Consider the following 11,763-nt stretch of genomic DNA (forward strand, 5'->3'; position numbering starts at 1 on the left):
GACGTGCTGGTCGTGGACAACTCCCGGTACCTGCACGGCCGGCAGGCGTTCACCGACGCCGGACGCGCGGTCGCGGTGCGGATGGGACACCTGCGGAAGGAGGGGGCCGCGTGAGGGTCAAGCTCCGCGACGACCTGATGTACGTGCCGGTCGACGACGGCGTGTACCTGGAGACGGGACTCGCCAGCACGCACCTGGCGGGCGCGTCGGCGTACGGCCTCGTGCAGCGGCTCGCCCCGCATCTGGACGGCACCCGCACGGTTCAGGCGCTGACCGCGGGTCTGCCCCCGGCGCAGCGGCAGCTCGTCACCGACCTGGTCCGGATGCTGGTGCGGCGGGGCATCGCCCGCGACCTCGACAGCGAGCCGCCACACACGTTGCGGGACTGGGAACTCGACACCTACCGGGACTCGATCGCGTTCGCCGAGCACGTCAGCGACGCGCCGCTGAGCCGCTTCGAGGCGTTCCGCGACGGACGGGTGCTGCTCGTCGGCGCCGGCGCCGGCATGCTCGCGCTCGTCCAGACGCTGTTCGAACTCGGGCTGCGTACGGCCTCGCTGGTCGAGACCACCGAGACCGGCACCGAACGCGACGGCTTCCGGCGGATCGTGCAGCGCCGTCGAGCAGAGGATCCGACGACCGGGCTGACGCTGCTGGACGCGGCCGCCGCCCTCGGCACCGACGAGGGGCTCGCCGGCCTGCTGACGGGGTACGACGCGGTGCTGCACTGCGCCGCGCGTCCGATGGCCGGGCGGGCGACGCGGCTGAACCGGGCGGCCCGGGCGATCGGGGTGCCGGTCCTGCACGCGGTGCCCGGCGGCGCGGAGGCGTGGATCGGCCCGACCGGCGGCGGCGTCACCGGCGGCTGCTGGGAGTGCAGCCTGCTCAGCCGGCAGGGCGCCGGGCTCCCCCCGGGTGACGCCGACGAGCCCGACACGACGTCCGAGTGGCTGTCGGCGCCGGTCTGCGGCCTGATCGGCGCGGCGCTCGGGTTCGCGTACCTGCGCCACCGGATGGGAGCGGAGACCACCGCCACGAACCGGATGACCCGCGTGGACCTGGAAACCGCTGTGACCAGCGAGCATCTGCTCGACGTGCACCCCCGCTGCCGCTCCTGCCGGCCCCCGGCCCCGTACGCCGATCTCGCCGCGCACGTCGACGCGATGGCCGCCCGCACGCCGGTGGGCGTCGAGGAGTTCGTCGCCCGGATGCCGTTCCTGGTCGACGCGCGGCTGGGCCCGCTGCTGGCCATCGACACCGGCGCCCACTCGCAGATCTCGGTCAGCTGCGTCGAGGCGACGGTCGTGGACCTGGTCGGCGGCGCACCGCGGCTGCTCACCGCCGTCGGCGCAAGCCGGGAGCAGGCGCTGCTGCGCGCCGCCACGGCGGCACTGGATACTCTCGCGGCGCGGGCCTGCGCCGGCGACACCGCCACGGTGTGGTGGGACACCGCGCGTGGCGCTGTCGTCGACGTACAGCCGGACGGCGTGGTGATCGCCGGCGGTCACACCTGGGCGGAGGCGCGCGGCCGGGCGATCCTGAAACTGCGACGCGCGGCCGCGACCCCACCCGAGGTCGCCGACGGTGGGCCGCCCGGCGGCTGGCTCGACCGGGCGCGGTGGCCGGAGCCAAAAACAAAAACATGGCACACGAGCTGGCCCTCCTCGGCCACGAGCCGCGGGCCTGGCACGACGCATCAAACAACACCGACCGTGTTCGTCGCCGTCGGCGGCGGATGGGTCGCCCGCAGCTGCGCCACCGACACGGACACCGCCCTGGCGAACGCGATGCAGGCGGCGGTCGCCGTCCTGACCGGACGCCGCCCGGACGGCGCCGAGATCGGGCCGGACGTGGGCGGCCACGACTGGGACACGGCGCTGCCGCCGCTGCTGCGCGAGCTGGCACGGGACGGACGGTCGCTGCTGGTGCGGCCCGCCGACTCGCTGCCCGGGGCGCAGCGGGTGATGCCGTTCATGATCAGGGCGGCGTGGTCGCCACGAGCGGGGAGCAGCGAATGACCGACGTCACGACCACACCGGCCGTCCCCGCCCCGTCCGATGTGGCGCCGCGTCCCGGCCTGCGGATCCTCGGCGTCGGCGCCCTGCGCCGGGCGGTGGAACAGGCGCTGGGCGCCGCCCCGGTCACCGACGTCGACGTCTTCGTCGTCGACGGGCCACCGGAGGACGTCGAGGTGGCCGCCCGGGCTGCCGCCGACGCCGGCCGGTCCTTCCTGCCGGTGTACACCACGCCGCGCGGCGTACGGATCGGCCCGTTCGTCACACCCGGCCGGCCGGGCTGCCACCACTGCCTCCAGGTGCGGCAACGCCGGGCGCGGACCACCGGGACACCGCACCGGTCCGCGCTGTGGCAGGGGCTCTACGACGGCACCGTGCAGCCCGCCCGGCCCGTCCTCGGCCCGCCGGTACGCGCCGCGGTCGCCGCGCTCGTGGCCGACGAGCTGCGCCGGGTCGCGCAGGGCGGCGACGGCCGGTGCGCGGAAGCGGTGCTGGAGGTCGCCACGGCCTCGATGGCCGTCAAGCGGCACCGGTTCGTCCCCGAACCCGGCTGCCCGGTGTGCGGCCCGTTGCCGGATGACGGCCCGGCCGCCGGCACCTTCACGCTGACGTCCCGGCCGAAGCGGGCACCGGACGACTACCGGGCCCGCAGCCTTCCCGACGAGCACCTCGCCCTGCTGGCGGCGCTGCACGACGAGGAGACCGGGCTGCTGTCGTCGATCACCGTCCACCACAACCATCCGATGGTCCTCGCCGGCGCGATCGGTGGCCCGTTGTGCTGTGGTGAACTGGCCGGCTACGGCCGGACCTTCACCTACCCGGCGAGCGTGGCCGTCGCCGTCGCCGAGGCGCTGGAACGGCTCGGCGGCAACGTGCCACGCGCCCGCCGTACCGTCACCCGCGCCTCGTTCCGCGAGCTCGGACCGCGGCGGGCCGTCGAGCCGACGGAGTTCGGGCTGCCGCCCGCGCCGCCCGACGACCACGCGGTCGCATACGACCCGGACCGGCCCGTGGAATGGGTGTACGCCTATTCGTTCCGGCGCGACGGCCCGGTGCTGGTGCCGGAGACCTTCGCCTACTACGGCTCGCACGGCACGGGTTTCGGTCCGGAGTGCTCAAACGGCTGCGCGCTGGGCGCGAACCTCGAAGAGGCGATCCTGCACGGCATCTTCGAGGTCGCCGAACGGGACGCCTTCCTGTCCACCTGGTACGCCCGGCTACCGGTGCCGCGCGTGGACCCGATGACCTCCGCCGACCCGATGACCCGCGTGCTCGTCGACTGGATCCAGCGCACCACCGGCAGCCGCCTGGACGTCTTCGACATCACCATGCCCGAAGGCGTCCCGGCGGTCTGGCTGATGCTCGTCGACGACGAGGTGCGGCCGGGACGTCCCCGGGCGTTCTGCGGCGCCGGGGCGCACCTGGACCCGGAGCGCGCCCTGTGGTCCGCGCTGGTGGAGCTCGCCAGCGTCGCCGAGGCCACCCGGGAGATGGTCGCCGAGGACACCACCGCCCCCGGCCTGGTCGCCGACTCCGACCTGGTCCGAACCATGGAGGACCACCTGCTGGCGGCGGCCGACCCGGACGCCTGGCCGCGCTTCGCGTTCCTGTACGAGCGCGACGAGATCCGGTCCATGGCGGAGGCGTTCCCACCGGCGGCGCGCTACCGCCCGGCCGCGGACCTGCTCGACGACCTGCGGCACGTGACCGGCCGCTACCTCGACAAGGGCCTGGACGTGGTGGTCGTCGACCAGACCGCCCGCGAGCAGGAGGCCGTCGGCCTCACCAGCGTGAAGGTGCTGATCCCGGGGCTGCTGCCGATGACGTTCGGTCACCGCAACCGGCGCGTCGACCTGCCCCGGCTGCGCGAGCTGCCGGTCCGGCTCGGACACCGGGCCGAACCGCTCGCCCCGGAGGAGATCAACCCGTATCCGCACCCGTTCCCGTGACCGTCCCATGTGCGCGGAGGCGTCGGAGAGTGATGAGGATCGCTCACCGCGCGCGAGAGGATCCGGCACAGTAGGTTGGCAGGGTGACTGGACGGTTCCGGTTGCCGATCGACGTCAGCACCCTCCCGGTGGCCCGCGATCGGTATCCGGCCAGGCCGTCGTCGGCGAGCTGGTGCCGGCGCCCGGCCGGCCGTCCGGTCGCTCCTGACCACCGCTCGACGCCGCCACCGCTGCCGGCGTGCCTCACCCTGCATGGACGGAGATCGACGTGACCACTCTGCGGGTCGGCGCGCAGCCCGCCACCGCGACGGACCGGCTCCACCGGCCCACTCTCACCTCCCGCCCGGCCCCGCCGTCGCCGGCCGGGGCCGGGCCCCGGACCCGGCGCATCCTGATGCTGTCGTGGGAGTACCCGCCGGTGCTCGTCGGCGGGCTCGGCCGCCACGTCCACGCGCTGTCCGTGGCGCTGGCCGCCGCCGGGCACGAGGTCACGGTCGTCACCCGCCACGCCGAGGGCGCTCCCCTGGAGGAGTACGCCGACGGCGTCCGTATCGTCCGCGCCGCCGAGGACCCGGTCACCTTCCCCCTGGCCACCGGGTCACTGCTGGCCTGGACGATGGCGTTCAACCACACGCTGACGCGGGCCGCGCTGCGCGCCGCCTCCTCCGGCGCCTACGACGTGATCCACGCCCACGACTGGCTCGTCGCGCACACCGCGATGACGCTGCGCGAGCACCTGGACGTACCGCTCGTGACCACCATCCACGCCACCGAGGCGGGCCGGCACCAGGGCTGGCTGCCGGAGGAGATGAACCGCACCATCCACGGCGTCGAGCACTGGCTCGCCGGCGAGTCCGGGCGCGTGATCGTGTGCTCCGGCTACATGCGCGACGAGGTGGGCGCGCTGTTCGGGCGTGGACGCCGCCCGCGTCGACGTGGTGCCCAACGGCGTCGAGCCGCACCGCTGGCGGGTGCCCGCGTCGGCGGTCGCCGCCGCCCGGACCCGGTTCGCCGCCGACGGCCCGCTGGTCACGTTCGCCGGCCCCTGGTGTACGAGAAGGGCGTACAGCACCTGCTGGCCGGGCTGCCCCGGCTGCGCGACCGGCACCCCGGCCTGCGCGCGGTGATCGTCGGCGACGGGCCGTACCGGGCGGACCTGGAGGCCGAGGTGCACCGCCTCGGGCTGGGCGCCACCGTCAGCATGCCCGGCTTCCTCGGCGGCACCGACCTGCCCGCCGTGATGGCCGCCTCGGACTGCTTCGCGGTGCCCAGCATCTACGAGCCGTTCGGCATGGTGGCGCTGGAGGGGGCCGCCGCGGGGGCGCCGCTGGCGGTGGCCCGTACCGGTGGGCTGGCCGAGATCGTCGAGCCGGGCGTCACCGGGATGACGTTCGCCCCGCACGACCCGGACGGGCTCGTCGAGGCGGTGCACGCGCTGCTGTCGGACCGGGACCGGGCCCGCGTGCTCGCCCGGCGGGCCCGCGCCATGGTCCACGAGCGGTACGGCTGGGCGGCCATCGCGTCCCGCACGGCTGCCGCGTACGCCGCCGCGATCGCCGGCGACCCGTCGTTCACCGCCGCCCGCGCCCAGCACCGCATGACACACGGCCGGCCCACGCCGCGCGTCCCCGAGGGCAACCTCCTCACCGCCGCCGGCCTGCGGTAAAGGAAGGGCCCCCTGTTAACGCCTGCGGTAGAGGAAGGGCCCCTTCTTAACGCCCCGCACCCCCGCGCACGCGACGAAGGCCGCCGACCCTGCTCGGGTCGGCGGCCTTCGTCGTCCGCGTGTTAAAAGGGGGCCCCTCCTCTACCGGAGGCGTTAAGAAGGGGCCCTTCCTTGCACGCTCAGCGCTGGTCGGCGGGGACGTACTCCCGCTCGGTGGCGCCGGTGTAGATCTGCCGCGGGCGACCGATCTTGGTCTCCGGATCGTTGATCATCTCGCGCCACTGCGCGATCCAGCCGGGCAGGCGGCCCAGCGCGAACAGCACCGTGAACATCTTCGTCGGGAAGCCCATGGCCTTGTAGATCAGACCGGTGTAGAAGTCCACGTTCGGGTAGAGCCGGCGGGACACGAAGAAGTCGTCGGCGAGCGCGATCTCCTCCAGCTGCACCGCGAGGTCGAGCAGCGGGTCCGGCTTGGACATCCGGCCGAGCACATCCTGGGCGGCCTTCTTCACGATGGCGGCACGCGGGTCGTAGTTCTTGTAGACCCGGTGCCCGAAGCCCATCAGCTTCACGCCGTCCTGCTTGTCCTTCACCTTCTGCACGAAGGAGCGGACGTCGCCGCCGTCGGCCTGGATCTTCTGGAGCATCTCCAGCACGGCCTGGTTGGCGCCGCCGTGCAGCGGGCCGAACAGCGCGTTCACGCCGGCCGAGACCGAGGCGAACAGGTTGGCGTTGCTGGAGCCGACCAGCCGCACGGTGGAGGTGGAGCAGTTCTGCTCGTGGTCGGCGTGCAGGATGAACAGCATGTCCAGCACCCGGGCCACCACCGGGTCGACCTCGTACGGCTCGGCCGGCACGCCGAACGTCATCCGCAGGAAGTTCTCGACGTAGCCGAGCGAGTTGTCCGGGTACAGCAGCGGCTGCCCGATCGACTTCTTGTACGCGTACGAGGCGATGGTCGGGACCTTCGCCATCAGCCGCACCGTGGACATCTCCACGTGCTCGGAGTCGAACGGGTCCAGGCTGTCCTGGTAGAAGGTGGAGATGGCGCTGACGGCCGAGGAGAGCACGGCCATCGGGTGCGCGTCACGGGGGAAGCCGTCGAAGAACCGGCGCATCTCCTCGTGCAGCAGCGAGTGCCGCCGGATCCGCTCGCTGAACTCCGACAGCTGCGCCTGGGTCGGCAGCTCGCCGTAGATCAGCAGGTAGGAGACCTCCAGGAAGGAGGACTTCTCGGCCAACTGGTCGATCGGGTAACCCCGGTACCGCAGGATGCCGGCATCACCGTCGATGTAGGTGATGGCGGACGAGCAGGACGCGGTGTTCACGAAACCGGGGTCGTACGTGGTCATCCCGGTTTCCTTGAGCAGCTTGCTCACCCCGATCCCGGCGGGGCCCTCAACCGCGGACTGCACCGGCATCGACAGCTGCCCACCGGGGTGGTCGAGCTTGACTTCCGTCATCTGTTCCTCGCTTCGCCGGCAAGATCTTCGTTGAATTGCCTTCGCTTCTACCGTAATCACGGCGCGGAGAACACCGCTCGTCATGGTTTCGGGGTGAGGTGTGCGTCACCTGTTTCCCGGCCAGGCCGTCCGGAAACCGGTTGGGAGCGCGACCATGGGCGCCGGCCGGGGGCCCGTCACGACAGCGTGAGCCGCCGCAGCGCCCCTTCGTCGCCGACCCGGTAGAGGTCGAGCCGGTTGGCGCCGGCGGCGAAGAGCCGGTCGTCGGGGAGGAACGCCGCGAACCGCCGGCCACCGGCGTCCGGGGGCACTACCGGCGCCACCGCCCCGACCGTGCCGTTCACCGCGACGGCGAGCCGTGTCCCGTCGGGCACGTCGTCCGGGACCGTCCCCCAGACCAGCGCCGGCAGGCCGCCGCGCGCCGGGTCGACCGCGTCGAACGCGTCCCGGTTCGCCACCGTGGCGGACCCGCCCACCGGCACGTTCCCGACCCGGGTCCCGACGAGCGGATCAGCGGCCGGCGGCGGGAGCGGGGCGGGCACCCCGCCGGTGATCGTCACCGGCTGGCCGGGGCGGTCGTAGAAGCGTTTGTCGGCTCGCTCCCGCGGAGCCGCCTTGGCCGACCGGCCGTCCATCTGCCAGGGCACCCGCATGTGGGTCTCGTCGGCGATCGTGGGCAGCAGGTCCACGTGCTCCCAGTTGCGGTCGTCCACCCGGCCGGCGCGCTGGCCGGGTTCCTTGACGAACATCGGCACCCAGGCCACCTCGTTGGCGGCGTGCTCGATGGCGTCCATCCCCCGCCCCTGCCAGTCCCGCCGGAAGCTCACCCCGTGGTCGGCGGTGACCACCACCAGCGCCTTGTCGTAGAGACCGGTGGCGCGCAGCGTCCGCAGCGTCTCGCCGATCAGCCGGTCGGTGTAGCCGAGCTGGGCCAGGTGCCGGGCGCGGGCCAGGTCGACCCAGCCGGTCCCGTCGTTGGGCAGGTCCTCCGGTGCGGCGTAGTGCGCCCCGGACGGCAGGTACGCCCACGGCGAGTGCGGCATCAGCAGGTGCAGGAAGTGCAGCGTGGGCCGGGGGTCGGGGCGCAGCCCGGCCAGGAACGAGGTGAACCGGGCCGGCTGGTTGTCGTCGAGGGTGTCCCAGCGGAACTTGGGGTCGTCCGGCACCGGCTCGGCGGCGTCCAGCCCGGCCTCGGCGGCGGTCCGCTCGCGGTAGGAGTCCTCCGGGTCGACGCGGCTGTCCACCGGCGCGGCGATCCGGCCCATCAGCTTGCCGCTCTCCCGGACCAGCACCCCGAGCCCCTGCTCCGGCGTGGTGGCCTGCTCGCAGCGGCTGGGCGGGCAGAGCCGGGTGATGCTCTCCTCGGCCTTGATCCGGTAGAGGCCCCCGAGCGCGGTGAACAGGTTGTCCGGGTACTGCGAGTAGTGCGGCGCCGCGCCCTGCTCCGGGTAGCGCCCGGTGAGCATCGCCGGCAGCGCGTAGGGCGTCCAGCCGCTGACGCCGGTCGCGTTGGGGTACCACGTCGACCCGGCCGCGAGCGCGGCGAAGTTCGGGTAGCGTTCGGCGTCGATGCGTCCGTCCGGGCCGAGCAGGGACACCAGCGGCAGCTCGTCCAGCACGATCATGACCACCGGCGGATGCGCGCCCGCGCCGGCGATCCCGGCCGCGCCGCCCTCGCCGCGCGGCAGCACCACCGCCGAGGCGGGCGAGGCGAACAGGAACAACCCGACGAACACCAGCGGCCCGGCGGCGGCCACCCGCAGCACCCGCCGGGGCACCCGCCACCGCCGGTGCGCGGCCGCCCCGGCGGCTCCGGCCACACCGGCGGCGACGAGCAGGGGTACGCCCCGAAGCGGCGTGACGTGCCGGCCGACCTGGACGGCCAGCGCGGCGAGCAGCAGGCCGACGAAGGTGGCGTGCACGGCGGCCCGGATAAGGCGTCCGGCGGGCACTGCCAGCGCGCCGAGCAGCGCGAACGGTACCGTCGGCGCGAGCGCGATCAGGGCGACCAGAAGCAGCACGTCGCCCCGGGACGCGCGGTGGAACAGGAAGAAGTCGGGGCTGCGGCCGAGCACGTCGAGCAGCGGCTGGGTCACCACCAGCCCGACCAGCGCGGTCACCTCCGCCAGCCGCGCAAGCTCGGACCGCCACCAGGGCGGGCGTTCCCGCCGGTCCGGGCCGGCCGTGTGGTCCCGGGGTGGCGCGAGGGTGCGCTCAGCCACCCACCACCACCTGGTAGAGCGTCCGGGTGCCGGACGGCAGCTCGGTGCGGGCGACCACCCGGCCCCGGCGGGCCAGCAGCGCCTCGAAGGCGTCGCGCCGGTAGTCCGGGAACAGGCCGTCGGGCTTGTTGGCGAGCAGGCGGCGGGCCATCGGATCGTCCGGGTGGACGAACTCCACCACCAGGCTGCCGCCGGTGGCGGTGAGCGCGGTGAGCTGGTCCAGCACCTCGGGCAGCGGCACGTTGCGCCCGATCGCCAGGTGGTGCACGACGGCCAGGGCGAGCACCACGTCGGCGCGGGCCCGGTCGGCGAACGCGGCCCGCTCGACGCCGCGCCAGCCGCCGCCGGGCGACGGGTCGGCCAGGTCCATCACCAGCGGCAGGATCCGCATCTCGCCCTCGTCGCGCAGCGCGCGGTAGAGCGTGTCGACCACGGCCGGGTCCTGCTCGACCGCGACGACGTGCGCGGCGTGCCGGGCGGCGATGCGGGAGTACCGGCCGTCGTTGGCGCCCAGGTCCAGCGCCGAGCCGCCGCCGGTGGCGGCCACCGCGCGGTCGACGAACTCCTCCTTGGCCTGCCGGTCCGGCACCGAGTACGCGCAGGTGCGCTGGTAGTCCGCCCAGTGGCTGTCGCCGGGCCGGTGGTCGAGGCGGCGGACCAGTTTCGTCAGCCCGCGTACCGTGGCCAGCGCCAGTTCGCGGGAGAAGCCGGCGGCGCGCAACTGGGCGCGGACGTCGGTGGTGCTCGCGGCGGAGTTGCGGGCCTGCATCGCGCCGTGCAGGTGCACGTGGGTGGGCACGCCGGCCCGCCAGCGCCGGGCGCCGCCGAACAGCCGGCGCATCTGGTCCGGCTCGACGCCGTCGACGCGGGCCCTCAGGAACGGCTGGAAGTCCAGCCCGAGGTGGGCCTGGATCAGCAGCGGGTAGAGCAGCGTCTGGCAGAACTGCCGGTAGCCGGCCCAGGGTTCGCCGTCGCGCAGCGCCTCGAACGAGCCGACGTCGATGAAGACGGGTCGCGCGCCGCGCCACTGCACGTTGTACGCCGAGCCGTCCTTGGTGGTGAAGCCGGCCTCCAGGGCGGCGCGCAGCACGTCGAGGTGCAGCAACGCGGCGTCGCGCAGCATCGCGTACGACCACTCGTAGGGGTGCGAGACGAACGGGATCCGCTCGTGCCGCAGCACCGCCGCCCACTGCGTGTCGACGGGGGTCGGGGTCAGCTCCTCGGTGGCGACGATCTGCCCCCGCTCGGCCGCGCGGCGGAAGAAGTCGGTGACGGACAGCGCACGCCAGTCCCGGGCGGAGCGCTCGTCGAGCCCGCGCAGCACCTCCTCGCCCCGGTGGAACACCCGGTTGCCGGGGTCGCGGAAGGAGCCGGGCTCGACGCGGACGCCGGTGTCGGGGACCGTCACGCCGTGGGGCCCTGGTCGCTGGGCTGACGGCGGAACCGGGACACCAGGCGGCGCCAGTAGAGCTTGGCGGCCACGGCCACTCCGGCCACGCCGCCGACCACCGCCTGCACGATGAGACTGCCCGATCCCGCGTCCAGGTAGGCCAGGTGGGTCACGGCTGCTTCCTTCCGTCGCCGGTCGTCAGTGCGCGCCCGGAATGCGAGCTTTCGTGCTTCGCGCCGGACTTGTCCCCCACGGTAACGCCTCGGGCGTCGCACGCGGGGCCACACCGGCCACTCGTCCCCCGTCCGATCCGTTCAAGACGGGCCGGACCGGTCGCGCCTACCGTGACGCCATGACACCGCAGTTCGATCTGGTCGGGGCCGTGGTCACCGACATGGCCCGCACACTCGACTTCTACCGGCGGCTGGGGCTGCCGATCCCGGCCGGCGCCGAGACGGAAGGGCACGTGGAGGTCACCCTGCCGAACGGCGTACGGCTGGCCTGGGACACGGTCGAGGTGATCCGCAGCTTCCACCCCGACTTCGACCCGTCCGGCGGCAACAACCGGATGAGCCTGGCCTTCCGGTGCGCCGACCCGGCCGAGGTGGACCGCTGGTACGCCGAGCTGACCGCCGCCGGCCACCACGGGGAGCTGCCCCCGTGGGACGCGTTCTGGGGCCAGCGGTACGCGGTCCTGCACGACCCGGACGGCAACGGCGTGGACCTGTTCGCCCCGCTGCCGGCGGGCGACTGAAAGGCGGCCGGTCAGGCGGTGGCCGGGGCGAGCAGCCGCGACGGGGGCAGCCCGGCCAGCTCCCGCACCTCGCGGGTCAGGTGGGCCTGATCGGCGTACCCGCTGCGCGCGGCCACCTCGGCGAGCGGCGCGCCGGCGCGGGCCAGGTCCAGCGCCCGGCGCATCCGCAGGATGCGGGCGAGCGTCTTCGGGCCGTACCCGAAGAGGGTCAGGCTGCGGCGGTGCAGGGCCCGCGCGCCGAGGCCGACCTCGGCGGCGAGTCGACGGCGACGGTGGCCCCGGCGGCCAGGCGGGCGGCGACACG

General features: G+C 74.2%; 9 protein-coding genes. 4 read left to right on the forward strand and 5 right to left on the reverse strand.

From position 1 onward, the window contains the following. The first annotated feature begins 110 nt into the window (after positions 1-110). The 3 genes from MCBG_RS32910 to MCBG_RS05785 all read left to right on the forward strand — a co-directional run bounded on the left by MCBG_RS32910 (position 111) and on the right by MCBG_RS05785 (position 5,630). Positions 111-2,018 (forward strand): hypothetical protein, encoded by a 1,908-nt coding sequence (locus MCBG_RS32910; protein ID WP_043324530.1) that lies wholly within the window; start codon positions 111-113, stop codon positions 2,016-2,018. Continuing rightward, on the forward strand, positions 2,015-3,964 hold the full coding sequence (locus MCBG_RS05780) for a TOMM precursor leader peptide-binding protein (protein WP_051610957.1): 1,950 nt from the start codon (positions 2,015-2,017) through the stop codon (positions 3,962-3,964). Before MCBG_RS32910 ends, MCBG_RS05780 begins: the two co-directional genes overlap by 4 nt. A 268-nt stretch (positions 3,965-4,232) precedes the next feature. Beyond that, a complete protein-coding gene (locus MCBG_RS05785) occupies positions 4,233-5,630 on the forward strand; it encodes a glycosyltransferase family 4 protein (RefSeq protein WP_369799273.1) in 1,398 nt (465 codons plus the stop codon). A gap of 179 nt (positions 5,631-5,809) precedes the next feature. Here MCBG_RS05785 and MCBG_RS05790 read toward each other — a convergent pair whose 3' ends face one another. The 4 genes from MCBG_RS05790 to MCBG_RS32915 form a co-directional block, all read right to left on the reverse strand. Continuing rightward, on the reverse strand, positions 5,810-7,093 hold the full coding sequence (locus tag MCBG_RS05790; protein WP_043324531.1) for a citrate synthase: 1,284 nt from the start codon (positions 7,091-7,093) through the stop codon (positions 5,810-5,812). A 176-nt stretch (positions 7,094-7,269) separates the two neighbouring features. Continuing rightward, the gene (locus tag MCBG_RS05795) at positions 7,270-9,315 is read right to left on the reverse strand and encodes a sulfatase-like hydrolase/transferase (protein WP_043324533.1); all 2,046 of its coding nucleotides are present in this window, start codon (positions 9,313-9,315) and stop codon (positions 7,270-7,272) included. Then, positions 9,308-10,723: a methyltransferase domain-containing protein gene (locus tag MCBG_RS05800; RefSeq protein ID WP_043324535.1), complete on the reverse strand. Its 1,416-nt coding sequence runs from the start codon at positions 10,721-10,723 to the stop codon at positions 9,308-9,310. The genes MCBG_RS05795 and MCBG_RS05800 overlap by 8 nt, the downstream gene beginning before the upstream one ends. Continuing rightward, positions 10,720-10,878 (reverse strand): hypothetical protein, encoded by a 159-nt coding sequence (locus tag MCBG_RS32915; RefSeq protein WP_166456093.1) that lies wholly within the window; start codon positions 10,876-10,878, stop codon positions 10,720-10,722. The genes MCBG_RS05800 and MCBG_RS32915 overlap by 4 nt, the downstream gene beginning before the upstream one ends. A 179-nt stretch (positions 10,879-11,057) precedes the next feature. Here MCBG_RS32915 and MCBG_RS05805 point away from each other — a divergent pair, with 179 nt between their 5' ends. Beyond that, the gene (locus MCBG_RS05805; protein WP_043324537.1) at positions 11,058-11,459 is read left to right on the forward strand and encodes a VOC family protein; all 402 of its coding nucleotides are present in this window, start codon (positions 11,058-11,060) and stop codon (positions 11,457-11,459) included. Between the two features lie 11 nt (positions 11,460-11,470). Here the strand turns inward: MCBG_RS05805 and MCBG_RS05810 are convergent. Then, on the reverse strand, positions 11,471-11,763 hold a 293-nt coding region (locus MCBG_RS05810; protein ID WP_157560814.1), incomplete at its 5' end, for a helix-turn-helix domain-containing protein.

Origin of the sequence: Micromonospora sp. M42, assembly GCF_000568915.1 — a bacterium.
Taxonomy (GTDB): Bacteria; Actinomycetota; Actinomycetes; order Mycobacteriales; family Micromonosporaceae; genus Micromonospora; species Micromonospora chalcea.